Here is a 26,357-nt window from a genome sequence, read left to right as displayed (position 1 = left end):
TGGTTTTTTTAAGAATACCGCACAATATAGACGTATCTTCCTAAAGTAGTACAGAATACGGTATGTTACTTTTGTGATATTTTTATAGTGAGTAGCAGGTACAACTAGAATTTTATAGATATTTTTGCGTTTGATAATTTAAAGAACGGTATTTATGAATGATACAAAAGCCATAGATTTAAATGCTCATGCATTATCCTGGGTAGGCAAGATTCACTATGATTTTGGGTTTTTAGTTCAAAAAGCATTTGGAGAAAATGGATTGGACTTATCCAAAGAACAATGGAGTGTTTTAAAACGCCTAAATGTAGATGATGGACAGCCCCAAAATGACCTTGCATTTATTACACATCGTGATAAAACATCCATGACTCGATTAGTGAATACCATGGAAAGTAAAAAACTTGTTGTTAGAAAAAGTGATGAAAATGACAGAAGGGTTAATCGTATTTTTTTAACCGATTACGGAAAAGAAGTTATAGAAAAAGTACAGCCTATTATGTATGATCTTATTCCGGCGGTTCAGGAAAGCTTGGATGATGAAGAGATCGAAACCTTGATTGCGGTATTGAAAAAGGTAAAATCTAAGATTGCGCAAATCGCTGAAGAATAGAGAGTAAGTATCATATTTTATTATAAAAAGCACCCGTATTAATGGGTGCTTTTTTTGTGGTAAACCGCAGGGATTTAACTTTTATGAGTTTTTTAACTGCATCGCACTGCTATGGTTGATAGTTTTGTATGCGATTTTGCACTAAGTGCAGATACAATTATGCTATGAGAAAAATTATACTTTCTATTCTTGGATTATTATTAATTGTGGTTGCAGTATTTGCCGCCAAAAAGATTGTTGATAATAAAAGAAGACCCAAACCTAAACCTGCAAAAGTAATTAAGACTGTTTTTGTAGACACTGTAAAAAATACCACTATCCCCATTCAAATTGCTGCCAATGGTAATTTAACAGCAAAAAGAAGGTTGGAGTTATACTCCGAGGTTCAGGGGATTTTTAGAGGAGGAAGTCAGCTTTTTAAAACAGGTCAGCAATACAAACGTGGACAAGCATTAATAAGAATTGATGCATCAGAGTATTATGCAAGTGTACAATCGGCGAAAAGTAATTTGTATAATCTGGTTACTTCAATAATGCCTGATTTACGATTAGATTATCCAGAGATTTATGATAAATGGCAAGAGTATCTTAATACTTTTGATATGAGTAAAGCGACACCAAAACTACCGGAAATCACTTCAGATAAAGAAAAATACTTTATAACAGGTAGAAATATATTTACCACCTATTATAATGTAAAAAATCAAGAACAACGCCTGGCTAAATATACTATTTCTGCCCCGTTTGAAGGAGTACTAACAGAGGCTTTGGTTACTGAGGGAACTTTAATCAGACAAGGACAAAAATTAGGAGAGTATATCGATACGAGTACATACGAAATGCAAGTCGCTATTGGGAAAGAATATGGAGATTTACTTCAAGTGGGAGAATCTGTAGAACTTTCTAATCTTAATAAAACAAAAACATTTACAGGGAAAGTAGCCAGAATTAATGGAAGCGTTAATCAAGCTACTCAAACCATCACTACATTTATAGAGGTTGCTGATCCATCGCTTAGAGAAGGGATGTATCTAGAGGCTAATCTTGATGCAAAAAAAGAAGAAAATGCTATAGAGATTGATCGAGGATTACTTCAGGAAGGTGATAAGCTATTTGTTGTTAGAGATAGTATTCTTGATATTATAGATGTAAATCCTGTGTATTTCTCTGATAAAAAAGTGGTGCTCAAAGGAATTCCCGAAGAAACCATCATACTATCCAAAAGCGTTCCGGGAGCATATGCCGGAATGCTGATCAAGATCTATCAGGAAAAGAAGAAAAATGTTCTTATTGATACTGCTGTGAGTACAACTAAAAAACAATAGTTATGCGTAAAATTATTGCTTATTTTATTAAGTACCACGTTGCTGTAAATGTTGTCGTGATTGCATTTTTTGCCTTTGGTATTGTGGGAGCACTTTCATTAAAATCTTCATTTTTCCCTTTAAGTGATTCTAAAAATATATCTGTTAATATTACTTATCCAGGAGCATCTCCTCAAGAGGTAGAAGAAGGAATTGTACTTAAAATAGAAGATAATTTAAAAGGATTAGAAGGTGTAGATCGTGTAACATCGGTCTCTAGAGAAAATAGTGGAACCATAAATGTTGAAATTGAAAAAGGAAAAGATATCGACTTTATGTTATTAGAAGTAAAGAATGCGGTAGATCGTGTTCCTTCTTTTCCGGTGGGCATGGAGCCTTTGGTAGTGGCAAAGCAAGAAGCAATTCGTCCTACTATTAACTTTTCGGTAAGTGGCACAGAGATACCTCTTTCAACTTTAAAACAAATTGCAAGACAAATTGAAAATGATCTTCGAGGGATAGATGGTATCTCTCAGATTAATATTTCAGGATATCCGGCAGAAGAAATTGAAATAGCTATAAACGAAAAAAACTTACTGGCATATAATCTTAGCTTCACCGAAGTTGCGCAAGCAGTAAGTCGAGCTAATATTTTAACAACAGGAGGAACCATCAAAACAGATGCCGAGGAATACCTCATAAGAGCAAATAACCGCTCGTATTATGGTAACGAACTTTCTAATTTGATTGTTCGTGCTGACGCTACAGGTCGGGCAATACGATTAAAAGACGTAGCAGTAATACGTGATCGTTTTTCAGAAACACCAAATGCCACATATTTTAATGGAGATTTGGCGGTAGATGTGCAGATTACAAGTACGAATACCGAAGATTTGATTTCTTCAGCGGAAAAGGTAAAAGCATATATAGAAGATTTCAATCAGAAGTATAATAACGTTCAATTAAATGTTATTAGTGATCGGTCTATTACCTTAGTTCAACGTACAAAACTTCTTACAGAAAACGCGATCATAGGAATGCTATTGGTGCTCACTTTTTTATCCTTGTTTCTAAATACAAGATTGGCATTTTGGGTAGCATTTGGACTTCCTGTAGCTTTTATGGGAATGTTCATTTTCGCAGGACAATTTGATGTCACAATCAATGTACTTTCTTTATTCGGGATGATTATTGTTATTGGAATTTTGGTAGATGATGGAATTGTTATTGCTGAGAATATATACCAACATTACGAAAAAGGAAAAAGCCCTGTTCAAGCCGCAATAGATGGTACAATGGAAGTAATTCCTCCAATTATCTCTGCAATTATTACAACCATATTGGCCTTTAGTATTTTTCTGTTTTTGGATGGTCGAATAGGAGAGTTTTTTGGAGAAGTTTCTGTGGTGGTAATTCTTACACTCACAGTTTCTTTAGTAGAAGCATTGATTATTCTTCCAGCTCATTTAGCACACTCCAAAGCCCTTAAGAAACAAGACGCTAAGCCAAAAACAAGCATTGGTCAATTATTTGCAAAGCTGCGGTATATCAATACGTTTGGAGATAGTATTATGGGATGGTTACGTGATCATTTGTATAGCCCTTTATTACGTTTTACACTCCAAAACAAGTTTTTTATGTTTTCGGTATTTGTGGTTTTTCTGGTATTAGCAATTGGTAGTATAGGAGGAGGGATTGTTCGAACATCTATTTTTCCTCAAGTGGCCAGTGATCAGGTAAGAGTAACACTTAATATGCCTAATGGGACTAACCAAAAAACCACAGATAGTATAATTTCTTTAATTGAAGTCAAAGCTGTAGAAGTCAATGAGGAATTAACCAAAAAGCATTTAAATGACCCTATATATGAGGGGAAAGAACTATTTAAAAATATTATTAGTAACAGAGGTCCTGGATCTTCTGCCGCTGCATTAGTGATTAATTTATTACCAGGAGAAGAACGTCCTTCTGAGATATCATCATCTATGGTAACTAACCTGATCAGGCAAAAAATGGGAGAGGTTACAGGAGTAGAAAGCTTGGTGTATGGTAGTGGTGGTAATTTTGGAGGAAGACCAGTTTCTGTATCTTTATTAGGAAACAATATTGCAGAGCTAAAAGCTGCGAAAAAAGAGCTGAAAGAAGTCTTAGTTGCTAATTCTTTATTAAAGGATGTAACCGATAATGATCCCGCAGGAATTAAAGAGATTCGAATAGAATTAAAAGAGAATGCATACCTATTAGGGTTGAATTTAAACGATGTGATGCGCCAAGTACGAGCTGGTTTTTTTGGAGTGCAAGCACAACGATTTCAACGTGGTCAAGATGAGATACGGGTTTGGGTACGTTATGATCGAGATAATCGTTCCTCTATTTCGGATTTAGAAGATATGCGTATTAGTGCAATCTCAGGAGAAAAAATACCATTATCAGAGATCGCTAATTATAGTATTGAACGAGGAGATGTTGCGGTTAATCATTTGGATGGACGTAGAGAAATACAAATTTCTGCAGATATTAAAAACCCTGAAACGACAAGCTCTACTGATATACTAGCAGAAATTCGAACGGTCACAATGCCAGAAATTCTGTCTAAGTACCCTACGGTAACCCCTTCTTATGAAGGGCAGAATCGTGAAGCAGGTAAATTCTTAGGATCACTTGGTCCTGTAGGATTAACCGTCTTGGCTTTGATTTATATTACAATAGCATTTACTTTTAGGAGTTATAGTCAGCCGTTATTGTTATTACTGCTAATCCCACTAAGTTTACCTGCAGTAGCTCTAGGACATTGGGCGCATGGTTTTTCAATAAATCTATTGTCTCTGCTAGGAATTATTGCACTTATAGGTATTATGGTTAATGATGGCTTGGTACTTATCGGTAAGTTTAATAGTAACCTTCGGGAGGGATTATCTTTTGATGAAGCTATTTATGAGGCTGGTAGATCACGTTTTAGAGCTATTTTCCTAACATCATTGACTACTATAGCCGGATTAGCACCATTGATTTTTGAAGAAAGTCGTCAAGCAAAATTTCTGATTCCTATGGCCATTTCTATTGCATATGGTATTGGTTTTGCCACTGTGTTGACATTGTTGGTATTGCCGTTGTTTTTATCATTTAGTAATAGTGTAAAAGTAAGCTCAAAATGGTTAGCTACAGGAAATAAGATCACCAAAGAAGAAGTAGAAAGAGCCATTAAAGAACAAAAAGAAGAGGATGAAGAACATCATGAATTGCAAGTATAATACCCATATTATGAGATTATTTTGTCTGCTATTTTTGATTTCTGGTAATGTGATAGCTCAGCAATTAACCAAGCAAGAAGCGATACGACTTACCTTAGAAAACAATTTTGGAATATTAATAGCCACCAATTCGATAGAAGTGGCCAAAAATAATAAAGGGATTCTTAACTCGGGATATTTACCCAGATTGTCTACCAGTGCTGGGGCAAACTATCAATCAGCAAATAGTACAACGTCTTTTGGAGGGGCATTAAATCCCAATACAGGAGAACCTCGTGCTGATATTGAGATTGAAGATGCAGAAACCCAACGATATAATGCAGGAATCGATCTGGATTATACTTTGTTTGATGGTTTGGGTAGATTTTATAATTATAAACGGTTAAAAGAAGAGTATAATCTCACAGAATTACAGGCAAGAGAAACAATCGAGAATACGATTCTACAGTTATTTACAGTGTATTATGAGGTCGCCCGATTATCTGAAAACGAAGGAATTTTAGAAGAAACGCTTCGAATTTCTCGTGAGCGTGTTTCACGATCCAATTATCAATTTGAGTATGGTCAGAATACAAAACTCAATGTGCTTAATGCAGAGGTAGATGTAGCTAATGATAGTATTAATTTATTGAATACCAGACAACAATTGGTCAATACCAAAAGAGATTTGAATGTAATTCTGGACAATGAATTAGAGCGTAATTTTGAAGTAGATACCATTATACAGTTTATCCCTAAACTCAAATTAGATGAGTATTTGGAGAAATCTACAGAAAATAATGTGACCCTATTACAAAATGAAAGTAATATCAAGATATCTGATTATGATATTAAGGTAAGTAAGTCAGGATATTTGCCAACAATAGGGTTAACCGGTTCGTATGGATGGAATGAAAATAGAAATCCACCGTCGGCATTCTTTCCTGGTAATGTTGCTGATACCTATACGCTAGCTGCCGGAGTGAGTCTTACCTGGAATCTTTTTGATGGAGGTAGTACGATTACCAGAGTAAAAAATGCAAAAATAGCATTAGATAACCAGGAAATCATAAGAAGTCAAGTGCAGAAGGAGGTTAAGCGAGATATTGCCAATGCTCTTGGGAATTATGAAAACCGATTGAATGTATATAAAATACAGCAACAAAATGTATTGACCAATCAAAACAACTTTGAACGTACTAAAGAGCGTTTTAAGTTGGGGCAGGTAACTTCAATAGAATTCAGGCAAGCGCAGATCAATTTAATTCTTGCAGAAACCAATAAGAATTCTGCGAAATATGATGCTAAGATTGCTGAGTTACAATTATTACAATTAACAGGACAATTGCTTAACGAAGAATTTTAAGTTTCTCTTCGACTAGATTGTCACACCGAGCTTGTCGAAGTGTTTTGTCAATAGGAACGCGATAAAAAAAGGGAATCATGTTCGAACATTTTTTTCAATGTCCATATTGTTGGGAAGAAATATCAATGTTATTAGATCCTTCAATACCATATCAGGTATATGTTGAAGATTGTGAGGTGTGTTGTAATCCCATAGAACTTCATCCCAGGTTCGAAGATCAGGAATTAATAGCTTTTGAAGTGTTAAATATTGAGCAATAGTAATATAAGTGTTTTTTGTCATTCTTGTGTAGGCTGGAATCTATGTGTAAACATCATTGTATATGTTAGATTCCCGATCAATTCCTGAGATGTTATATCAAACAACAAATCCAAAGAAAACTTTCTTTGGATTTGTTGTTTGATCAATAACTGAATTTAAATATTCTCTACCAGCCAATCTCCTACTTCTGTAGTTTTATAAGCTTTGTTGTCTCCAGAAAGATCTTCGGTTACGATTCCTTCATTAAGAGATTTGTCAACTACCACTCTAATTGCTTTAGCTTCATCATTTAACCCGAACGCTGTTTCAAACATCATTGCTGCAGAAAGTACAGTTGCTAAAGGGTTGGCAATGTTTTTTCCAGCTGCTTGAGGATACGATCCGTGTATAGGTTCGAATAAAGCTGTTTTTTCTCCCAGAGATGCAGAAGGCATAAGTCCCATTGAACCAGAGATAACAGAAGCTTCATCTGTTAAGATATCACCAAATAAGTTTTCGGTAATCAATACATCATATGAATTAGGCCATTGTACCAAACGCATGGCTACTGCATCAACAAATTCATAACTTACTTCGACTTCTGGATAATCTTTCTCCATAGCTTGTACGGTTTCTCTCCAAAGCCTGGAGGACTCCAGAACATTAGCTTTATCAACGCAGCATAATTTTTTACTACGTGTCATTGCCATTTCAAACCCTTTTTTGGCTAGACGTTGTACTTCTGCTCTTGTATAAGTACAAGTGTCATAAGCTGTGTTACCATCATCTTCTCTACCTCGTTTCCCAAAATAGATACCACTGGTTAGTTCACGAAGAAATATCAGATCTGTTCCTTCTATTCGTTCTTGTTTTAATGGTGATTTATCAATTAATGATGGGAACGTAAATGTAGGACGTACATTGGCGAACAGCCCTAATTTTTGACGCATCTTAAGTAACCCTTGCTCCGGACGTACTTTTGCAGATGGGTCGTTGTCAAATCTGGGGTGACCAATGGCTCCAAATAATACAGCATCGGCATTCACACAGATTTCGTGAGTTTCATCGGGATAGGGTTCTCCTACAGCATCTATGGCGGCTGCACCAGTAAGAGCAGTGGTCCATTTTATATTATGATTATATTTTTTTGCAATCGCATCACAAACTTTTACAGCTTGATCGATTACTTCGGGTCCGATACCATCTCCCGGTAACAGTGCTACGTTTAATTCCATTTTTTATTCTAAAAATTATTGTTCTATGATATTCAGCATTTTTTCTGTGGCTTTGATAGCAGAAACCGTTTGATCAGAATCTAGTCCTCTGGTAACAAATTCTTTTACTTCAGTTTTCCAGGTAATGACAGTTTCGCAAAGTGCATCAGAATTACTTCCCGGAGGAATCCTGACTGCATAATCTATAAGCTTAGGTAATACTTTGTTCTTTTGTTTATAAACTTTTCCCAGGGCATTTATAAAAGCATCGTATTGACCATCTCCCTGGGCATGTTCTTCTATAACCTCATCTTCTATTTTTATCGCTACAGTAGCAGAAGGGCTTAATCCTTTGGCATGATTTAACACGTAAGATTTAATCTTTACTTTATTTGTATATAATTTACTGTCTAATACATCAGAAATGATATATGGAAGATCATCCTGGGTAACCACTTCTTTTTTATCTCCTAGTTTAATAATCTTTTGGGTAACCTTTTTAATGTCTTCTGGACTTAGTTTTAACCCTAGTTCCTGAAGGTTTTTCTCTATGTTTGCTTTTCCTGAAGTTTTTCCTAAAGCATATTTGCGTTTTCTACCAAAACGTTCTGGCATAAGATCATTAAAATAGAGATTGTGTTTATTATCTCCATCGGCATGAATACCTGCAGTTTGAGTAAATACATTATCTCCTACTATAGGTTTATTTGCAGGGATTTTAAATCCAGAAAATGTTTCAACAAGTTTACTTACTTTGTATAAAGCAACTTCTTTTACACGAGTGGTCACATCGGGGAGATGGTCATTAATCACAGCTATTACACTAGCTAACGGGGCATTTCCTGCACGTTCTCCCATTCCGTTCATGGTTAAATGTAATCCATTTACACCAGCTTTAAGTCCTTCGATAGCATTAGCGACTCCAAGATCGTAGTCATTGTGCGCATGAAAATCGAAGTGTAGATTGGGATATTTGCTTCTAAGTTGTGCTAAATAGGTGTACGTTTCAGAAGGAATTAGAACACCTAAAGTATCCGGCAATAAAACCCGTTTTACAGGCTGCGTACAAAGAAAATCAAGAAATTGATATACATATTCTGGAGAATTACGCATTCCGTTACTCCAATCTTCCAGGTAGATATTATTGATAATCCCTTCTTTTTGCGCTAGCGCGAAAGTTTCTTTTACATCATTAAAATGTTGCTCTGGAGTTTTCTTAAGTTGATATTTGAGATGATTTAAAGATCCTTTGGTGAGTAGATTCTGAACTTTGGCACCAGTATCTTTCATCCATTGTATCGACTTTCCTGCATCAACAAATGTTAATATTTCTACTCGATTAAGGTATTCATTTTCTTTAGCCCAATTAATAATATTTTTTACCGCTTCAAACTCTCCTTCTGATACTCTTGCAGATGCTACTTCTATTCGATCCACCTCTAATTCTTCGATAAGAAGGCGTGCAATGGTTAGTTTTTCTGAAGCAGAAAAGGATATTCCGGAAGTTTGTTCACCATCCCGAAGTGTAGTATCCATGATTTCTATGGTTCGTTTGCTCATTTCTTCTATTTCTTAGATCTCAGGTATTTTCGAAACCTGTGAGGTCTTTTTTTGGAATTTTTTTTTGCGTTAGGGATAGTAGTCTTTTCGACTTCGCTCAAAACAAGCTTTTATCTTTTTTTGTTATCCTAAGCTGTCACACTGAGCTTGTCGAAGTGTTGTCCGAAGGAAGTCATAAAAGATTATAGCGAATAGCACGCTCGAACACCCAAATTATATTTAAAAAGGGCGCTCTGCTGCAAATTCCTGAATTTCTGATGTCATTTTAGTTAGATAATCAATATCATCATATCCGTTAAGCATATTTTCCTTTTTGTATGTATTGATATCAAAAGATTCTGACGCTCCAGAAGCTTTAATCGTAATAGTTTGTTCTGGTAAATTTATTTCAATTTCAGTATCAGGATTGGTTGCTACAGCCTTAAATATTTTTTCTAAAAACTCAGGACTTACCTGAACGGGTAAAACTCCAATATTTAAACAATTACCTCTGAAAATGTCTGCAAAAAAACTAGAAACTACACATCTGAATCCGTAGTCATATACCGCCCAGGCAGCGTGTTCACGAGAGGACCCAGATCCAAAGTTTTTGCCTCCAACAAGGATTTTGCCTTTGTAGGTTGTATCGTTAAGTACAAAATCTTCTTTGGGAGTATCATCATTATTATATCTCCAATCTCTAAAAAGGTTATCACCAAATCCTTTACGTTCTGTTGCTTTAAGGAAACGTGCAGGAATAATCTGATCTGTATCTACATTTTCTATAGGTAATGGTACTGCGGTAGAGGTTAGTATTTCGAATTTATCGTATGCCATTTTTTCTTTTTTTTTAAATAATTACACTAAAAGCGTTCTGGGATCAGTTACTACTCCGGTAACAGCAGTTGCTGCAGCAACCAGAGGACTTGCAAGTAAGGTTCTTGACCCAGGTCCTTGTCTTCCTTCAAAATTTCTATTCGAAGTACTCACTGCTAATTTCCCGGTAGGAATTTTATCTGCATTCATTGCTAAACATGCAGAACATCCGGGTTCTCTTAAGGTAAATCCAGCTTCTGTAATAACGTCTAGTATCCCTTCTTCCTTGATTAGTCCTTCTACTTCGTGTGATCCAGGAACTAACCAGGCGGTAATATTATCTGCTTTCTTTTTTCCTTTTACGATAGAAGCAAACGCTCTAAAATCTTCGATTCGTCCATTGGTGCAACTTCCTAAGAATACATAATCTACTTTTTTACCAATCATAGCGTCTCCTTCATTAAAATCCATATATCCTAAAGATTTTTTGTAGGTAGCGACACCTCCTTCTATGGTTTCTGCAGTAGGGATGTGATTGGTAATCCCGATTCCCATTCCCGGATTAGTTCCATAAGTAATCATAGGTTCGATATCGGCACCATTAAAGCTAAGTTCTTTATCAAAAACAGCATCTTCATCTGTTGTCAATGTTTTCCAATAGGTCATGGCTTTATCCCAGGCATCACCTTTTGGTGTAAGAGGTCTTCCTTGTATGTATTCATATGTTTTTTCGTCTGGAGCGATCATTCCTCCTCGGGCACCCATTTCTATACTTAGGTTACAAACTGTCATACGACCTTCCATCGTCATATTGCTAAATACGTCTCCGGCATATTCTACAAAATACCCTGTAGCTCCAGAGGTAGTGAGTTGCGAGATGATATATAATGCTACATCTTTTGGTGTAACTCCAAAACCAAGTTCTCCGTTAACATTAATACGCATCTTTTTTGGCTTAGGCTGCATGATACATTGTGAGGATAGTACCATTTCTACTTCTGATGTACCAATACCAAATGCAATGGCACCAAAAGCTCCGTGAGTAGAGGTATGAGAATCTCCACATACTATTGTAGCCCCCGGGAGTGTAATTCCGTTCTCTGGTCCGACAACATGCACAATACCATTTTTTTGATGTCCCAATCCCCAATGAGAGATACCCCATTCTGCAGCATTTTCTTCTAATGCTTTTAACTGATTAGCAGATAATGGATCATCTACAGGGAGGTGTTGGTTTATTGTTGGAGTATTATGATCTGCCGTTGCAAAAGTACGTTCTGGATATAATACTTTATTTTTTCTATTTTTTAATCCTAAGAAAGCCACCGGACTGGTTACTTCATGAATGAAATGGCGATCAATAAAAAATACATCTGGTCCATTTTCTATTTTACGTACTACGTGCGAATCCCACACTTTGTCAAATAATGTCTTACTCATTTTTATGATCTTTACTACTATAATTGATATGATGCATTTCGCATCTTATTATTAAAATGTTAAAAAGCAGACAAATTTACAAGATACCTGAGATACGTGCTAATAAAAGCGTAAAGTTTAGATCAGTTTTGAATATATTTCAATAATAGCGTAAATTATAAATGATTTGACAAAAAATAAGCCTGTTTTTATAATTTAAAATATTAGGTGCTAAGTTATCTGGTTAAAAGTCAATGCATAAGAAAATGATGTAAATAAATATGATTAGTTTTTATTAATTATGCTTTGTGAAACTAAAAAAGGTTGTATATTTGCCGTCCGTAAGGAATGATAAGGAACTTGTCAGAGTTATGATCTGAAGTTTAAAAGACAAGTAGGTTGCTAATCATATATCGCGGGATAGAGCAGTAGGCAGCTCGTCGGGCTCATAACCCGAAGGTCACAGGTTCGAGTCCTGTTCCCGCTACTAAGTAAAAGCTTCAGGAAATTTCTGAAGCTTTTTTTATTGCTAATATTTTAATAAGACTTGACAGGACGAGAAGTTTATCTTGAACCCTTCGACTAAGCTCAGGATAAACGAGGTACGAGTCGAAGGGAGTCCTGTTCCCGATACAACAGGTAACCTATTCATGTTGGATAGGTTATTTTTGCTACCACGGAACTATTAATTTTAACAGCGGATCATGGTTTTCATGTGAAATTACACTTTTTTGTGGTAGTAAGTCTAATAACAGTGCTGTATTTTTATTCACTTTTTAATAATGAATTGTATTGGTTTTTAAATTTTTGATAGAATATTATAACATTTGTGACCATTAGATAGTTTGCACGATGGGTGCAAGTATTCCTAAAGTCAGCTACAGTTACAATAAAGATAATAACTGCAAATTTAGAATATGAAAAAAAGTAGATTCAGCTAAGTACAAATCGTCAAAGTTTTAAAACAACACGAATCAGGAGTTTCATTGAAAGTGTAAGCGCTCCTAAATTGGGCAATAGCTGGTTTAGGGATACAGGAATTTATTTCTGGAAACCAAAATGATAATTTTAAGCCAAAAAAAAGGGTAAGATGATACATTTTCTTAAATTGGTTAACCAATTTAAGAAAATAATGATGGATAGAAATAATCATTGTAGAAGAGATTTTATAAAAAAAGGTTCATTGGCAACCATCGGAGGTCTTTCTTTTACAAGTGTAATAGGACAAAAACTGGTTAATTTTGAACCAGAGTCGCATACGCCTGAATTATACATTTTTTCTAAAGCCCTACAATTTTTAGACTACAAAGAAATGAGTGTGGCGGCAAAAGAGATTGGAGCAGATGGCTTAGATCTTACAGTAAGACCCAAAGGGCATGTTCTACCAGAAAATGTGACTAGAGATCTACCAAAGGTTACAGAAATTATGCAATCGTATGGTTTAAAAACCAAATTGATTTCCTCTAGTGTAAAAAACGCAGAGGACCCTGTAAATATTCAACTTTTAAAAGTAGCAGCAAAGCTTGGTTATTCACATTACCGAACCGGATGGTTCAAATATCCCAAAGATATTGCGATAGAGAGGGATATAGAAGCTTATGCAATTCAGCTAAAAGGGTTAGCTCAATTAAACCAAGATATAGGGATCACCGGTGCGTATCAAAATCATTCTGGTTTATATTTTGGGGCTCCTATTTGGGATTTAAAAACTGCTTTAAAAGATATGAATCCTAAATTTTTAGGATGTCAATACGATATTATGCATGCCAGTTTAGAAGGTGCTAAAAGTTGGGAGTTAGATTTTCAACTCATTCAACCACATATCAACTCTTTGGTGATTAAAGATTTTAAATGGATAGAAAATAATGGAATCTGGAAAAAACAATATACGTCACTTGGAGAAGGGATGATAAATTTTGATGCCTATTTTGAAGTCTTGAAAAAATATAAAATTAACGTACCCATTTCAATTCATTATGAATATGATTTGGGAGGAGCAGAGCACGGAAAAATACCTACGATACCGAAAGAAAAAATTCTTAAGCAAATGAAAAAAGATATAGAATTCATTAAAAAGGGACTAAGCAAATAATTATGACACCATTATATAAGACCGTAGTGTGTTTTTTATTACTCCTTATCGTAGGGATGATAGTTCAAGCACAAATACCAACCGATAGAGTACTTTTGAATACAGAATTGAAAAACTATTTGCAAGAAGATCTCAAAACAAAACTGGATTCAGAAAGTGATTTAGCTCACTATTTTCGTTTGAAGTTTTCAGAACGCTTTTTTTCAGATTGGAATAATTTTTCAGCGCGTTTAGAAGATTATAATGCTATGTATACACCTCTAGAACAACATAGGAGTAGAGCAGAAGATCATATGGGTAAGTTTTCGGCAACAACCAAATGGCAGTTGCCTTTTACTTATAGTAATGAAAAAGAAGTAAATGCTTATGCACTTAGGCATTTGGCCAGGCAACATAAAATGGTTGATATTGCTTTTCATTATTTTAATTCAAACAAAGACCCTAAATATTTGAATTATTTTTTAGAGCAACGAAATTCCTTAAATGAAGCACTTGCTAATAAAAAAGTAGAAACCTTGGACTCGGGCAATGGAATATATGAGGTATTTAGATCGGGCTATCGAATTTTAAACTGGCTTCAAATTCACAATATGTTTATTGGGGAAGAAAGCTATGATGATAAAGAGCAATTGATCACCATAGCTACTTTACTACAACACGCGGCAGATTTATACCAAAATAATTCAAAATTTAGAGCAGGGAATCATCAAACCAGAGGGATGTCAGCACTGGCAATACTTTCTATTTTATTTAGGGATTTTAAAGATGCTGATCTTTGGCGTGAAAGATCAATGAAACGATTAAAAGAACATTTGGACAAAGAAATTAATCCCGATGGATTTCAATTTGAACGATCCGTACACTATCATATAAGCGACATTGAAAATTATTTTTACGTGTACCAGTTATTAAAAATTAGTGATTTAAAAATAGATACACTGTGGGAGGAAAAATTAAAGTCACTTTTTATAAGCTTAATAAAAATTGCGTATCCTGATAAAACAGCCCCTGTTTTGCAGGATGACACCAATATTCCTTGGGCAGAAAAAAATGATATTTCAGGTGCAATGACTTTAGGGTATTTATTATTTGATGATCCAGTGATGGGGTATTTTTCTAAAGATAAAGTAGCTTCTAAAATTTATTGGTTTTTAAGAAAGAACCAGCTGGAATCTTTAAAGGATATAGCTACTCAAAAGCCCAAATTTAAATCATTAGCATTACCCGAAACTCAATATTATGTGATGCGAAAAGGGTGGAATACCAAAGATCAAATGATGATTATTAGTGCCGGTGTGGATACCGAAAAACCAGACCATCAACACGGGGATGTTTTGGGAGTACAAGCTATTGCCAATACCCAAGTTATTTTACCAAATTACCAAGTACGTTATCCGTTGAAAGATTTAGAGATATTTAAAAATTCAATGACTAAAAATGTAGCCTTGGTAGATGATGAGTTGCAAGGAAAAAAATGGACTTCAAACAAAGGAGGAAGTGGTTTTGGGAAATTCAAGTCATTACCCACTCCAAAAGTGATCGGTTGGGAGACAAATTCTGATTTCGACTTTTTTACAGGAAGTCATGATGGTTTTTCTGACTTGGGAGTTAATTATAGCAGGCAAGTAATCTATGTAAAAGGAGATTTTTGGATTGTAAAAGATAATTTTAAAGCCAACGAACAGCATAGCTATAAGCAAGTATGGCAAGGTCACTATACTCAAGAAAAAAGCCCAAATTTATTACGCGCCATTTACGATGATGCTTCAGGTTGTGATATTTATCAAATCAATACAATAGATAGCGTAGAGCAAGGAGGTACTAGAGGAAAAAATTGGAATATCGCTAAGGCAGCGCCATCTAAAAATTTTGAATTTATCACCCTAATTTATCCGTACAAAGGATACAATAATCGAATTGACGAAGAAGCAGCAGTTCCAAAAATTAAAAAATGGAGTTTACATCAAACGTATTATGAAGTTAAAGGAAATAAGGTGACATCAATTTCAAAAGGTAATGAATGGTATTTTTTTAACTTAAAATCTTTAAAAAGGAAAGATCTGGAGATTACATTAGATGCTGAAAGTGATATTTTTATTAAAGAAAATGATCGAGAGACTACGTTTTACAATTTGAGTGATAAAGAAATTAAAGGAAAAATTTCGGGAAAATCAATTCAGGACTTTGTTTTAAAACCAGGAGCGTTTTTGAGTTTTCCTAAATAATATATGTTTGATATAAGCAATAAAAGCTTTTATAGCGGTAATTAATTGGTATAGAGTTGCTTATTGATTTGTTAAGATGTTTTCTTTAAATTCTTTTTATACAGCATTATTGGAGACGGCCAAGAGAAAATTCATATTTACAGAAGCTTGAGTTTTCTTTAATTGAAACATAATCAAAATATACAGGGATTTTGTGTATCCAAATACTATGAAATGTTATCAAATACAGTTGTTTAAAGATTAAAAATAGAGTTAGAAGACAAATCGAAGTATTAACTTTGGCAATAATCGATATAAATGAAACCATGCTCCAAAACGGAGCATGGTTTTTTTATACCAGAAAACCTGATGAATCTCGTCATTGGTTTTCTGTGTGTAAGCTATTCTTTAAGGTCCACTGATTGTGAAAATACTGAACGGATTAAAAATCCTGAACTGTTGGACGAATAACGATTTCATTGACGTCTACATCGGCGGGTTGCTCTATCGCAAAAGCAATGGTTCTCGCAATAGAATCTGATGGAATAGCGATTTGATAAAACTCTTTTACAAAATCAGAACTCTCTGTGTGTGAGCTACCATGTTTTAATTCAGAATCTACAAGTCCTGGCTCGATAGAGGTTGTTCTAATATTTCCACCAACTTCATGACGTAAACCTTCAGAAATTGCTCGAACAGCAAATTTTGTCCCACTGTAAACAGTTCCTCCTGGACTAAATACTTTTACTCCAGCGACAGAAGATAAATTAATAAAGTGTCCAGATTCTTGCTTTTGGAAAATTGGTAAAGCAGATGCGATCCCGTATAAAACACCTTTTATATTAATGTCAATCATACGATCCCATTCATCGATTTTAACTTCGCTCATAGGAGCAATAGACATTAATCCTGCGTTATTGATCATCACATCTAACTTACTAAATTCACTTACCGCTGCTTCAACCAAAGTTTGTACATCTTCTTTTTTAGTTACATCGGTTTTAACATAAATTGCTTTGCCATTTCCTTGAGCATTGATTTCTTTTGTGATCGTTTGTAGACGTTCTTCTCGTCGGGCACCTAAAACTACGTTTGCGCCTTTTGATGCCAAATAACGAGCTGTGGTTTCTCCTAATCCGCTACTTGCTCCTGTAATTACTACTACTTTTCCTGTAATGTTGTCTGTTAAATTCATATCGTTTTTTTTATAAAGTTTAATGTTTTAGCATTTCAATGTATGCCGCAATAATTTGTTATTATCAGGGGCAAAAGTAGATGCAGTATTTAGAATTGAACAGGAGAAATAGTCCTTATGTATGGATATTTGGGTCAAATTTGATAGCTTTCTCAAAAATGATGAGGTAAGTTGCTATTTCCTTTTAGGTATTGTTTTAATAAATGGTATAAGATATCTTTTTAATAATGTGTCTGAGACAATATATTATCTGAACGTATTGTCCATATCAAAGAACTTTTTCTCCATTCCTTGTTTGCATAACGACGATATCTTTGTTGTCGTAATCAGGTTCTAAGAATATCTGATAGAATCAAATAGTTTATTTAATAAAAAAATCTAAAATAAAAATGGAAACAATAACAAAAGAGACAGCACAAGACGAGATTCAAAATTTTAATGAATATCAAGAAGTAGTAAAAGCGCTTCAACCTTATATCGAAAGTGCAAAGACAGGAGACGGGAAAGTGATTCGTACTGCATTTTATGAACATGCACATATTGTAGGATCTATGAATGGGGATCATTTAAACCATACCGCAGATCAGTTTGCTGAAGCGGTAGGTTCTCTAGGAGCGTCAGAAAATGTAAAACATCATATTGCCTGGATTGATATTTCAGGTCCTGCAGCAGCAGCAAAGGTAGAATTCATTGATTGGCTTGGTTTTCGTTTTACCGATTTCTTTGTTTTATACAAGAAAGACGGACAATGGAAAATAAGTGGAAAGGTATATGACTCACACGCAAAAAATTAATTTAACGTAGTGTAAAACTATACACGAGGGCTGGTTATATTATGATGGATTGATATAAATGGTGTACTTAATGATATCCAGCCTTTGTTGATTAATAAAGAAAATGACTAATCACGTGTAAGAAAGAAACTCTGATAAAAGAATGAATTACAGGTTTAATAAAAACGGGAGTATATAAGGTAGTCATTAATAAAACAGATATGTCTTTTTTACTAAGAAACTAATTTTAAAAACAATGGAAAAGATAGTAGAGAATGACCTTTTAATACCTTTTAAGGCAGAAGATATCAATGGAGAGACGATAAATCTAATTGATTACATGGGGCAAAAATTATATCTGGTTTTTTTTAGGAAAGCTGCTTGTCCCTTTTGTAATATGGGAGTTAGAGAATTGATAAAAAAACATGATGAATTTATAAAAAAAGGGATAAAGGTGGTTGCTCTTTTTGCTTCATCAAAAGCTGAGATTCTAAAGTACGCTGGAGAACAAAAGGCACCATTCCCGATCATTCCTGATGAGAAATACAATATTTATAAAAAATATGGGATCGATATTTCTTACAAGGGCATGTTAAAAACCATGTTTAATCCGGGTAAAGTATCCAAAGCTATAACCGGAGGTTTTTTTAGTTTGAAAACGACATTTCAAGACCCTGTTTTACCTGCAGACTTTTTGATTGATGAAGAACAAAACGTGGTAAAAGCACACTATGGCAATACATATGATGACCATTTACCAGTGTCCAAGATTTTAGAATGGGATATTGTCTCTACTTTAGAAATGAATTAAAAAATAACTCTCCAGATTTAGATATTTAAAAGAATTAGTCATCAAAATGAGCGTAGTTAATTACAAAGCGAATAAAGCTAATGAAACTTTAAAGTTTACTAGCAAAAAAGTCATGAAGAATAGGTTTATGTTGGCTCCTTTGACCAATAAACAAAGTCATGACGATGGGAGATTATCAGATGTAGAACTACATTGGTTAACAATGAGAGCTAAAGGACAATTTGGCTTGGTGATGACATGTGCCTCAAATGTAATGGCCAATGGAAAAGTATGGGAAGGAGAGTTAGGTATTTATTCAGATGATCAGATACCTGGACATCAAAAACTAACAAAGAGTATTAAAGCTCATGGTAGTCTTGCGGTTATACAAATCTTTCATGGAGGCATGCGTTCTCCTAAAGATTTAATAGATGGGCAACCAGTAGGTCCTTCAATCAACAAAGAATTTGATGCAAGGGAGTTATCTTTAAGAGAAGTACATGAGGTAAGAAATAATTTCATATTGGCTGCAGTCAGAGCAAAAGAAGCAGGCTACGATGGAGTAGAAATTCATAGTGCACATGGATACTTGATCGCGCAATTTTTGAGTAGTGAGATTAACCATCGTACCGATGAATACGGCGGTAGCCTTGAAAACAGATCCAGATTATTACTCGAAATTGTAGATGGTATACGACTTGCTTGTGGAAACGATTTTGTTATCGGTGTTCGTTTATCACCAGAACGTTACGGAATGATTTTAGAAGAAGTAAAATTGATAGCTAAACGATTGATTAATACTGATAAAATTGACTTTATAGATCTTTCACTATGGGATGTTTTTAAAATTCCTGAAGGGCAAACAGAAACTAATAAATCATTGTTGGATCATTTTTTAGAATTAGACTATAAAAGTGTTAAGCTTACTGTGGCTGGTAAAATAACTGGTGGTGCAGAAGTACATAAGGTTCTTAATTCTGGAGTAGACTTTGTAACCATAGGAAAGTCTGGCATTGTACATCACGATTTTCCTAAACAAGTATTAAATAATAAAGATTTTATCCCTTTAAATCTTCCTGTGTCGGCAGAACATCTTCAAAAAGAAGGCCTTAGTCCGAAATTTATTGCATTAATGAAAACATGGCCGGATTTTGTTGAAAATTAAATGATTATATAAAACAGAAAAACATAAAAAAAATATGAAAAAGCTTTTATCTATATTGGTTATAGTAACAACTATAACAACAGAACTTCAAGCACAACAAACAGATTTACAACTTGTTGAAAAAACAGTGAATTATTATCTAACAGGACTTGTGAATAACGACGCTAAAACACTTAAAAAGGCATATCATCCAACGGCGACTATGAAATGGATTGGCGATGACTATAAAGAAGTTAATGCTATCAAAGGCTTAACAGAAGGTATGGATGGAACTCCGCACAAGGAAAAGATAAATACTCGTGTCGTTTCAGTAAACATTGCTGGTAACGCTGCGAGTGCACAATTGGAAATTCAGTTCCCAACCTTTACATACATAGATTTTATGCATCTGTTAAAAGTTGATGGAGAGTGGAAAATAGTAAGTAAAATATATTATACTAGACAAGAGTCAAAATAATAGCACATACATAAAAATAAGGTGTAACCTATAACCCGCCAGATAGGCGGGTTATGCTGTACAATATATCACATGAAATTAATCATGATGATTTGCAAAAATCAATCCAACGATCAGCTTCTTCTTATGGATTATTGCTATTTAAAGTTTTTGTCATTGAAGATGAATCCATAAGAAAAAAGCTATAGCGAGTATCTTGGTGGCAACCTTAAATAACAGGTATCTTTCTTTTGCAGTGTGCAGTAGTACCCAACAATCCATAATAAATGTTTTGTTGAAAGAAGAACAGAAATAGTATATTTATATTGAATACTATTTCTGGTTAATTAATATAATTAAATATAAATAGACTCATAAAAAATAACTAAATGATTCTTGAGCGACTTACATTTGAATATGACAATAAAATCCTTATCGAAAAGGTGAAAATTGGTACTCCTTTTAGATATGAAGCTATTTTTGAAAACAGTGGTTGTTTTATATATTTTAAAGATAGAGCACCTAAATTATTATCTGCAGAGCAGAATGTTCAGGTAAATAGTCAAGAAGCAGTTTTGTTAAAGTGCGGAAATCATTTTTTGGATATGTTGAAGAAAACCGATGATGAACAAGTTGAAGTTATGGTCGTGCATTTATATCCGGAAGTACTAAAGAAAATATATGCAAACGAGTTACCTAAAATAATAGAGCAAGGAGACTGTAATATACAAAGTAAAGTAGTAGTGTCAAGAGAGGTTATTTCGAGATTTATAGAATCTCTAGAGTTCTATTTTCAGAATCCAATTTTGATAAATAACGATCTACTTGAGTTAAAAATAAAAGAACTGGTGTTATTGCTTATACAATCCGAAAATGTTTGTTCTATACAAGAATTAATCTCTGATCTATATTCAACTAGGAGCGTTCATGTAAAAAATGTAATCGAGTTGCACCGTTATTCGAATTTAGGATTAGATGAATTGGCTAAGTTATGTAATCTGAGCCTGTCTTCTTTTAAACGAGAGTTCAAAAAAGTGTTTAATGACACTCCTAATAATTACATAACTGACCAAAAATTAAAAAGAGCCAAAGAACTTCTTCGTATTACAGAAATGCCTGTCAGTGAAATTGCCTACGGAGTAGGATTTAATGATCCTTTATATTTCACACGAATTTTTAAAAAGAAAATTGGCGGTTCTCCAACAGAGTATCGTCAAAAAAATATAGCTTGAACCTATAATCCATATCTGCGGACTTTTCCTCCATTTGTTGCCCATTTGATCTCAATACCTTTGTTTTAGAAACATTTTATAAAACAAATAACACATAAAAAGATTCAATAAATGTGTTCTAAAACAAATGAGTATGGAGAAAACATTAATTATAGTAACGCATCCTAAATTAGGGAGTTCTAAAATAAATAAACGTTGGATTCAAGAACTTCAGAAATACCCAGATAGATATGTTATTCATGATTTACATTCTACATACCCAACTCTGGAAATAGATGTCATAAAAGAACAACTTTTACTAGAATCTGTAAATAAAATTGTGCTTCAATTCCCGTTTTATTGGTTCAATTGTCCACCTTTTTTAAAGAAATGGATAGATGATGTCTTGACTCATGGATGGGCATTTGGTAAAAATAGCGGTTATAAACTTGCAGGTAAAAAGTTTGCATTAGCCGTTACTGCAGGTATTAAAGAAGAGGATTATAAGGCAACAGGGCAATACGAATATACGCTCGAAGAACTAACCAGACCTTTTGAAACTACATTTAAGTATGTCAAAGCAGATTATAAACCGCTCTATGCATTCTATGGCGAAGAACATAATCCAACTCAAGAGGATATCGAGGCGAATACCAAAAACTACATAAGCTTTATAGAAAACTTATAAATCAGGTAACTAAGAGTATTCGTAATTAATTAAACACCCCTAATAATTTTTAATAATAATAATGAATAAAGAAAAATGAGAAAATTATTTTTAATAGCATTAATAGGTTATTTAGTAACCTCTTGTGCAAACGAGGAAAAAGTAAAACATGTGGTAAAACCATTAGCTGAGCAAACAGCAGAACAAAAAAAGTATGAAGAAGATAATTTAATGGAAACCAGTCGCAAGTGGTCTAAAACATTTTCAACCGAAGAATATTTTAGTTTTATTGGAAAGGATGGTATAATGATGGCTCCAGATAAAGGGATTATACGAGGTCATGAAAAGATTAGAAAAATATTACAAGAATTTCAATCATTACCTGGTTTTAAAGTCGCTTGGGAACCACAAGAAGCTTTTGTGTCTAAGAGTGTTGATTTAGGTTATACAATAGATCTAATGTTAGTGAATTTTGATGGTGAAAATGACAACACGGTAAGTCTATTTGAAAAAGTCGTTACGGTTTGGAAAAAAGATAAAAAAGGGGAATGGAAAATGGCTGTTGATATTTGGAATGTGGATCCTACTATCACCTCAATTTATAAATAAGCTCAACCTAAAATTAGTGATGTACAGGTGCATATTTTTATTGGGTTTCTTGTTTTTGTTTACAATAAACCTGATAGCTCAAGACAAAAAACTGTCTAAAGAAATACTTGTTGGTTTTATTTTTTCACCTTCTGCAACGACTATTTTTGAAGGAGATCCGCCGTTTTCTGTAGACACTTCACTATTCTTTACTGCTGCTATTGTAAAAGGGGATTGGTCCATAGCTCCCTACTATAATTTTGGTTCAAATGGAGCAGGTGCTTTTGTTAATTATAATATCTCAAATGAATTTGGAGCGTATATAGCAATAGATAAAATATTAACAGGAAACACAGGGAATTACTTTTTGGGTTTCACCACGCCAATATTAGAAAATTATATTCAAGGTTACATCGAAGTAGGAGGCACATTTGGAGATGATCCTACACCATTTTTAGGGATGGGACTTTATTTCAATATTCTTAAATCCATTAAGTCTTGGTAAAAATAATAATAACCTTTTTCTTAAAAACTAATACTGAAATAGGCTGCTATTATAAATATTGTTAGAAATAGCCGATACACCAATTTAATTTTAAACACAAGACGTATTGTTTGTCAAATATGAATGAGTGTTGAAGGGTAGCAATAATCTGAAGATTGTGAGAAAAACATACACAACAACAAATTAATAAAATATAGAAATTCGACAGAGCATTAAGGTCATTATAGTACTCTATGTAATCAAAAAGCAGATATTATGAAAATTATGGTAAAAATAGAGCTAGTTGCTCAACCAGAAAACACTGAAAAAGTCCACCATTTTTTTAAAAGAATACTTCCTGATACAAGAGATTATAAGGGGTGCGAAAGTGCAAAAATATCAAGATTTCCTATGGAACCTTATAAGTTTATCCTCATAGAGCATTGGGAATCTAGTCAGCACTACCTGGATTATGGAGAGTGGAGAAATAGAACAGGAGATTTTAAGATACTTAGGTCTATGCTTTTTTCAGAAATAGACTTACAAATTCTAGAAGTATTGACCGATGCATAAAAACAACAATAAATCCACAAAATAGAAATAATAAAATAAACATTAAAAAATGAAAAACACAATTAAAACCCTACTGATAGCAATCTTTACAATACCTATGGTATCTGCTCAAAATGCTGAAAAAATAATAGCAGATATGATTAATGAATTGGGAGGCAAGAATGCTTTCTACAATATGAAAAATGTCACTTATGATGTAGAATATAAAGATCCAAATACGCCAATGTCTCTTGTGAGTAAGGAAATCTATGTTTTTGATAAAGAACGCTCTTTTGCAACATATTCTGAACATTCTATGTTAAAAGGAAAAGGTAAAGTAACAGAAGCGTATGACGGAGAAAATGTTTGGATAAAGTTTGATGATAAAATTTCTAATGATAAGCAAGCAAATCAAATAGCACGGTTTTGGAGAAAGACAAATTATTATTGGTTCGCCATGTTCTTTAAGTTACAGGATAAAGGATTAAATCTGCAACATATTGGTAACAAAAAAGTAGAAGGACGTGATTATGATCTGATAAAAGTAACATTTGGTAATAATATTGGAGACTCTCAAGATACTTATGTGTTATATGTTAACAAAAAAACAAAACTAATTGATCAATTATTGTTTACAGTCGTAGCATTTGGAATCACAGAACCAGAATTGTTAAAGCTTCATTACAAGACAATCAATGGTATAAAAGTACCTACAGAACGTGTAGAAATTTCATCTAATTGGAAAGGTGAAGTCGTGGGTAAAAAATGGGCGACAACCTATTGGACAAACATCAAGTTTAATACTAAAATTGATATGGACATCTACGCAAAGTAGTTTAAAATAATATTCTGAGGATAAAAGTAAAATGTGAGATTAGAGAAGGATATTTTCTATTTAAACAATCCTATATCACTCCTCATAAAAAAATGTAAATAAATTATAAACCTTTAATAACGTAAAAAAAATGCCAACAGTAAAAATTAGTACGCCAAAAGGAATGCTTACAGAAGAAATTAAAAAAGAAATCCATCAAGGGATAACAGAATTGATGATCAAAACAGAAGGAAGAGGCAATGAAGATTTTGCCAAGTTTGTTACAGTAATCATAGATGAACAAGATCCAGTTAATTGGAGTATTGGAGGTAATGTGGTTACCTCTGAAATAGTCAAAAACCTTGTTTCTGCTTAACGAAAGATAATAGTTGATACGCCTATATTCATGAAGTAGTCTAAAGACGATGATATAAAAAAAATAAAAAATATGAAAACGTTTGAAAAATTTAAGTTAGGAGATATACAATTAAATAATAGAATTGTTATGGCTCCTTTAACAAGAAGTCGAGCTATTAATAATGTTCCAAATGAATTAATGCGTAAATACTACGCACAAAGAGCTACCGCTGGATTAATCATTTCAGAAGGTACTTCACCCTCGCCCAATGGTCTTGGATATGCCAGAACACCAGGTGCATATTCAAAAGTGCAGATTGAAGGATGGAGAAATGTTGCAGAAGGGGTTCATGAAAATGGAGGAAATATTTTTGTACAACTAATGCATACTGGTCGGGTAACATCGCTGTTAAATTTACCAGAAGGTTCACGAGTACTTGCTCCATCTTCGATAACGCTAGAAGGAGAAATATATACAGACAGTAAAGGGTTTCAGCCACATGATACACCACAAGAAATGACTATTGCAGATATCAAAAAAGTTCAGGACGATTATGTGAACGCTGCAAAGCAATTGGTTGATGCAGGTGTTGATGGAGTCGAGCTTCATGCAGCAAATGGATATTTATTAGAACAATTCATTAATCCGAAAACTAACGTTAGAACAGACGAATACGGCGGAGATTATAAAAATAGAGCCCGTTTTGTACCGGAACTTGCAATACGCGTAGCAGATGTTATAGGAAGTAATAAAGTTGGAGTTCGTGTTTCTCCTTATGGTGTTTTTAATGATATGAAAGGAGATTATGATGATCTGGTAGATATCTATACATATATGGCAGAGGAGCTTGGTAAATTAGGTATAGCTTATATTCATATCGTTGATCAAAGAGTTGCTATGAATGCTCCTGATTTTACTACAAATATAAAACGAACGATAAAGACTGTTTTTGAAGGAAATATAATTGTAGGAGGAGATGTAGATAGCATATCTAAATCTGAGAAACTACTTAATGAAGGATACGATTTAGTATATATAGGAAGGCCATTTATTTCAAATCCAAATCTGGTTGAGAAGCTAAAAAATAATCAAAAGCTTATAGATCCTAATCCTGATACTTTCTATACACCTGGCGAAGTAGGTTATACAGATTATTAATTACAATTTTTCATCAACAAAAGAGTAGCCGTAATTAAACTACTCTTTCGTTTTCAATATTAGATGTAGATTCAATGTTTTAATTTGTTCATGATCAAGCTAACACTATAGAACTTCACTTCTACTAAA

General features: G+C 33.9%; 24 protein-coding genes and 1 tRNA gene. 20 read left to right on the top strand and 5 right to left on the bottom strand.

Annotated features, from left to right (window positions below):
* The first annotated feature begins 154 nt into the window (after window positions 1-154).
* The 5 genes from DK442_RS01645 to DK442_RS01625 all read left to right on the top strand — a co-directional run bounded on the left by DK442_RS01645 (window position 155) and on the right by DK442_RS01625 (window position 6,773).
* On the top strand, window positions 155-613 hold the full coding sequence (locus DK442_RS01645) for a MarR family winged helix-turn-helix transcriptional regulator (protein WP_109434100.1): 459 nt from the start codon (window positions 155-157) through the stop codon (window positions 611-613).
* Window positions 614-777: 164 nt separating this feature from the next.
* Window positions 778-1,938, top strand: a complete 1,161-nt coding sequence (locus tag DK442_RS01640) for an efflux RND transporter periplasmic adaptor subunit (protein ID WP_109434099.1) — start codon at window positions 778-780, stop codon at window positions 1,936-1,938.
* A 2-nt stretch (window positions 1,939-1,940) separates the two neighbouring features.
* Window positions 1,941-5,168, top strand: coding sequence for an efflux RND transporter permease subunit (locus DK442_RS01635; RefSeq protein WP_109434098.1), 3,228 nt, complete (start codon window positions 1,941-1,943; stop codon window positions 5,166-5,168).
* A gap of 10 nt (window positions 5,169-5,178) precedes the next feature.
* Window positions 5,179-6,513, top strand: coding sequence for a TolC family protein (locus tag DK442_RS01630; RefSeq protein ID WP_109434457.1), 1,335 nt, complete (start codon window positions 5,179-5,181; stop codon window positions 6,511-6,513).
* 77 nt (window positions 6,514-6,590) lie between these two features.
* Window positions 6,591-6,773 carry a CPXCG motif-containing cysteine-rich protein gene (locus DK442_RS01625; RefSeq protein WP_109434097.1) on the top strand — a complete coding sequence of 61 codons (183 nt, stop codon included), beginning with the start codon at window positions 6,591-6,593 and terminating at the stop codon, window positions 6,771-6,773.
* A gap of 156 nt (window positions 6,774-6,929) precedes the next feature.
* Here the strand turns inward: DK442_RS01625 and leuB are convergent, their stop codons facing one another.
* The 4 genes from leuB to leuC form a co-directional block, all read right to left on the bottom strand.
* A complete protein-coding gene (gene leuB, locus DK442_RS01620; protein WP_109434096.1) occupies window positions 6,930-7,988 on the bottom strand; it encodes a 3-isopropylmalate dehydrogenase in 1,059 nt (352 codons plus the stop codon).
* A gap of 15 nt (window positions 7,989-8,003) precedes the next feature.
* Entirely contained in the window at window positions 8,004-9,527 is a 1,524-nt protein-coding gene (locus DK442_RS01615) for an alpha-isopropylmalate synthase regulatory domain-containing protein (RefSeq protein ID WP_109434095.1), read from the bottom strand.
* Window positions 9,528-9,746: 219 nt separating this feature from the next.
* Window positions 9,747-10,343 (bottom strand): 3-isopropylmalate dehydratase small subunit, encoded by a 597-nt coding sequence (gene leuD, locus DK442_RS01610; protein ID WP_109434094.1) that lies wholly within the window; start codon window positions 10,341-10,343, stop codon window positions 9,747-9,749.
* Window positions 10,344-10,364: 21 nt separating this feature from the next.
* Entirely contained in the window at window positions 10,365-11,762 is a 1,398-nt protein-coding gene (gene leuC / locus DK442_RS01605; RefSeq protein ID WP_109434093.1) for a 3-isopropylmalate dehydratase large subunit, read from the bottom strand.
* 393 nt (window positions 11,763-12,155) lie between these two features.
* Here leuC and DK442_RS01600 point away from each other — a divergent pair.
* From DK442_RS01600 to DK442_RS01590, 3 genes are all read left to right on the top strand, one after another.
* A tRNA-Met gene (locus DK442_RS01600) sits at window positions 12,156-12,228 on the top strand.
* Between the two features lie 603 nt (window positions 12,229-12,831).
* On the top strand, window positions 12,832-13,833 hold the full coding sequence (locus tag DK442_RS01595; RefSeq protein WP_109434092.1) for a sugar phosphate isomerase/epimerase: 1,002 nt from the start codon (window positions 12,832-12,834) through the stop codon (window positions 13,831-13,833).
* A gap of 2 nt (window positions 13,834-13,835) precedes the next feature.
* Window positions 13,836-16,058 (top strand): heparinase II/III family protein, encoded by a 2,223-nt coding sequence (locus tag DK442_RS01590; RefSeq protein WP_109434091.1) that lies wholly within the window; start codon window positions 13,836-13,838, stop codon window positions 16,056-16,058.
* 421 nt (window positions 16,059-16,479) lie between these two features.
* Here the strand turns inward: DK442_RS01590 and DK442_RS01585 are convergent, their stop codons facing one another.
* The gene (locus DK442_RS01585; RefSeq protein ID WP_109434090.1) at window positions 16,480-17,232 is read right to left on the bottom strand and encodes an SDR family oxidoreductase; all 753 of its coding nucleotides are present in this window, start codon (window positions 17,230-17,232) and stop codon (window positions 16,480-16,482) included.
* Window positions 17,233-17,621: 389 nt separating this feature from the next.
* On the opposite strand from DK442_RS01585, the gene DK442_RS01580 reads away from it, so the two are divergent.
* The 12 genes from DK442_RS01580 to DK442_RS01525 all read left to right on the top strand — a co-directional run bounded on the left by DK442_RS01580 (window position 17,622) and on the right by DK442_RS01525 (window position 26,228).
* Window positions 17,622-18,026: a nuclear transport factor 2 family protein gene (locus DK442_RS01580; protein ID WP_109434089.1), complete on the top strand. Its 405-nt coding sequence runs from the start codon at window positions 17,622-17,624 to the stop codon at window positions 18,024-18,026.
* Between the two features lie 235 nt (window positions 18,027-18,261).
* Window positions 18,262-18,816 (top strand): peroxiredoxin, encoded by a 555-nt coding sequence (locus DK442_RS01575; RefSeq protein ID WP_109434088.1) that lies wholly within the window; start codon window positions 18,262-18,264, stop codon window positions 18,814-18,816.
* 46 nt (window positions 18,817-18,862) lie between these two features.
* Window positions 18,863-19,960 (top strand): NADH:flavin oxidoreductase, encoded by a 1,098-nt coding sequence (locus DK442_RS01570; RefSeq protein WP_109434087.1) that lies wholly within the window; start codon window positions 18,863-18,865, stop codon window positions 19,958-19,960.
* Between the two features lie 34 nt (window positions 19,961-19,994).
* Complete coding sequence (locus tag DK442_RS01565; RefSeq protein WP_109434086.1) at window positions 19,995-20,417, top strand: nuclear transport factor 2 family protein; 423 nt, start codon at window positions 19,995-19,997, stop codon at window positions 20,415-20,417.
* A gap of 368 nt (window positions 20,418-20,785) precedes the next feature.
* Window positions 20,786-21,628 (top strand): AraC family transcriptional regulator, encoded by an 843-nt coding sequence (locus DK442_RS01560; protein ID WP_109434085.1) that lies wholly within the window; start codon window positions 20,786-20,788, stop codon window positions 21,626-21,628.
* 133 nt (window positions 21,629-21,761) lie between these two features.
* Window positions 21,762-22,295 (top strand): NAD(P)H-dependent oxidoreductase, encoded by a 534-nt coding sequence (locus tag DK442_RS01555; protein ID WP_109434084.1) that lies wholly within the window; start codon window positions 21,762-21,764, stop codon window positions 22,293-22,295.
* 75 nt (window positions 22,296-22,370) lie between these two features.
* Window positions 22,371-22,883 carry a hypothetical protein gene (locus DK442_RS01550; RefSeq protein WP_109434083.1) on the top strand — a complete coding sequence of 171 codons (513 nt, stop codon included), beginning with the start codon at window positions 22,371-22,373 and terminating at the stop codon, window positions 22,881-22,883.
* A 19-nt stretch (window positions 22,884-22,902) separates the two neighbouring features.
* Window positions 22,903-23,367, top strand: a complete 465-nt coding sequence (locus DK442_RS01545; RefSeq protein WP_160114009.1) for a hypothetical protein — start codon at window positions 22,903-22,905, stop codon at window positions 23,365-23,367.
* Window positions 23,368-23,622: 255 nt separating this feature from the next.
* A complete protein-coding gene (locus DK442_RS01540) occupies window positions 23,623-23,919 on the top strand; it encodes a putative quinol monooxygenase (RefSeq protein WP_109434081.1) in 297 nt (98 codons plus the stop codon).
* A 49-nt stretch (window positions 23,920-23,968) separates the two neighbouring features.
* Window positions 23,969-24,733, top strand: coding sequence for a DUF6503 family protein (locus tag DK442_RS01535; RefSeq protein ID WP_109434080.1), 765 nt, complete (start codon window positions 23,969-23,971; stop codon window positions 24,731-24,733).
* Window positions 24,734-24,863: 130 nt separating this feature from the next.
* On the top strand, window positions 24,864-25,088 hold the full coding sequence (locus DK442_RS01530) for a tautomerase family protein (RefSeq protein ID WP_109434079.1): 225 nt from the start codon (window positions 24,864-24,866) through the stop codon (window positions 25,086-25,088).
* Between the two features lie 72 nt (window positions 25,089-25,160).
* Window positions 25,161-26,228 (top strand): alkene reductase, encoded by a 1,068-nt coding sequence (locus tag DK442_RS01525; protein ID WP_109434078.1) that lies wholly within the window; start codon window positions 25,161-25,163, stop codon window positions 26,226-26,228.
* Window positions 26,229-26,357 lie beyond the last annotated feature (129 nt).

The organism is Aquimarina sp. AU119, assembly GCF_900312735.1.
In the GTDB taxonomy this organism is placed as follows: domain Bacteria; phylum Bacteroidota; class Bacteroidia; order Flavobacteriales; family Flavobacteriaceae; genus Aquimarina; species Aquimarina algiphila.
This window is presented reverse-complemented; position numbering and strand designations above follow the sequence as displayed.

What these genes read in the sequence shown, in the direction of transcription:
- DK442_RS01645 (WP_109434100.1), top strand. Translation starts at nt 155, where the DNA reads ATGAATGATACAAAAGCCATAGATTTAAATGCTCATGCATTATCCTGG.
- DK442_RS01640 (WP_109434099.1), top strand. Translation starts at nt 778, where the DNA reads ATGAGAAAAATTATACTTTCTATTCTTGGATTATTATTAATTGTGGTT.
- DK442_RS01635 (WP_109434098.1), top strand. Translation starts at nt 1,941, where the DNA reads ATGCGTAAAATTATTGCTTATTTTATTAAGTACCACGTTGCTGTAAAT.
- DK442_RS01630 (WP_109434457.1), top strand. Translation starts at nt 5,179, where the DNA reads ATGAGATTATTTTGTCTGCTATTTTTGATTTCTGGTAATGTGATAGCT.
- DK442_RS01625 (WP_109434097.1), top strand. Translation starts at nt 6,591, where the DNA reads ATGTTCGAACATTTTTTTCAATGTCCATATTGTTGGGAAGAAATATCA.
- leuB (WP_109434096.1), bottom strand. Translation starts at nt 7,988, where the DNA reads ATGGAATTAAACGTAGCACTGTTACCGGGAGATGGTATCGGACCCGAA.
- DK442_RS01615 (WP_109434095.1), bottom strand. Translation starts at nt 9,527, where the DNA reads ATGAGCAAACGAACCATAGAAATCATGGATACTACACTTCGGGATGGT.
- leuD (WP_109434094.1), bottom strand. Translation starts at nt 10,343, where the DNA reads ATGGCATACGATAAATTCGAAATACTAACCTCTACCGCAGTACCATTA.
- leuC (WP_109434093.1), bottom strand. Translation starts at nt 11,762, where the DNA reads ATGAGTAAGACATTATTTGACAAAGTGTGGGATTCGCACGTAGTACGT.
- DK442_RS01595 (WP_109434092.1), top strand. Translation starts at nt 12,832, where the DNA reads ATGATACATTTTCTTAAATTGGTTAACCAATTTAAGAAAATAATGATG.
- DK442_RS01590 (WP_109434091.1), top strand. Translation starts at nt 13,836, where the DNA reads ATGACACCATTATATAAGACCGTAGTGTGTTTTTTATTACTCCTTATC.
- DK442_RS01585 (WP_109434090.1), bottom strand. Translation starts at nt 17,232, where the DNA reads ATGAATTTAACAGACAACATTACAGGAAAAGTAGTAGTAATTACAGGA.
- DK442_RS01580 (WP_109434089.1), top strand. Translation starts at nt 17,622, where the DNA reads ATGGAAACAATAACAAAAGAGACAGCACAAGACGAGATTCAAAATTTT.
- DK442_RS01575 (WP_109434088.1), top strand. Translation starts at nt 18,262, where the DNA reads ATGGAAAAGATAGTAGAGAATGACCTTTTAATACCTTTTAAGGCAGAA.
- DK442_RS01570 (WP_109434087.1), top strand. Translation starts at nt 18,863, where the DNA reads ATGAGCGTAGTTAATTACAAAGCGAATAAAGCTAATGAAACTTTAAAG.
- DK442_RS01565 (WP_109434086.1), top strand. Translation starts at nt 19,995, where the DNA reads ATGAAAAAGCTTTTATCTATATTGGTTATAGTAACAACTATAACAACA.
- DK442_RS01560 (WP_109434085.1), top strand. Translation starts at nt 20,786, where the DNA reads ATGATTCTTGAGCGACTTACATTTGAATATGACAATAAAATCCTTATC.
- DK442_RS01555 (WP_109434084.1), top strand. Translation starts at nt 21,762, where the DNA reads ATGGAGAAAACATTAATTATAGTAACGCATCCTAAATTAGGGAGTTCT.
- DK442_RS01550 (WP_109434083.1), top strand. Translation starts at nt 22,371, where the DNA reads ATGAGAAAATTATTTTTAATAGCATTAATAGGTTATTTAGTAACCTCT.
- DK442_RS01545 (WP_160114009.1), top strand. Translation starts at nt 22,903, where the DNA reads ATGTACAGGTGCATATTTTTATTGGGTTTCTTGTTTTTGTTTACAATA.
- DK442_RS01540 (WP_109434081.1), top strand. Translation starts at nt 23,623, where the DNA reads ATGAAAATTATGGTAAAAATAGAGCTAGTTGCTCAACCAGAAAACACT.
- DK442_RS01535 (WP_109434080.1), top strand. Translation starts at nt 23,969, where the DNA reads ATGAAAAACACAATTAAAACCCTACTGATAGCAATCTTTACAATACCT.
- DK442_RS01530 (WP_109434079.1), top strand. Translation starts at nt 24,864, where the DNA reads ATGCCAACAGTAAAAATTAGTACGCCAAAAGGAATGCTTACAGAAGAA.
- DK442_RS01525 (WP_109434078.1), top strand. Translation starts at nt 25,161, where the DNA reads ATGAAAACGTTTGAAAAATTTAAGTTAGGAGATATACAATTAAATAAT.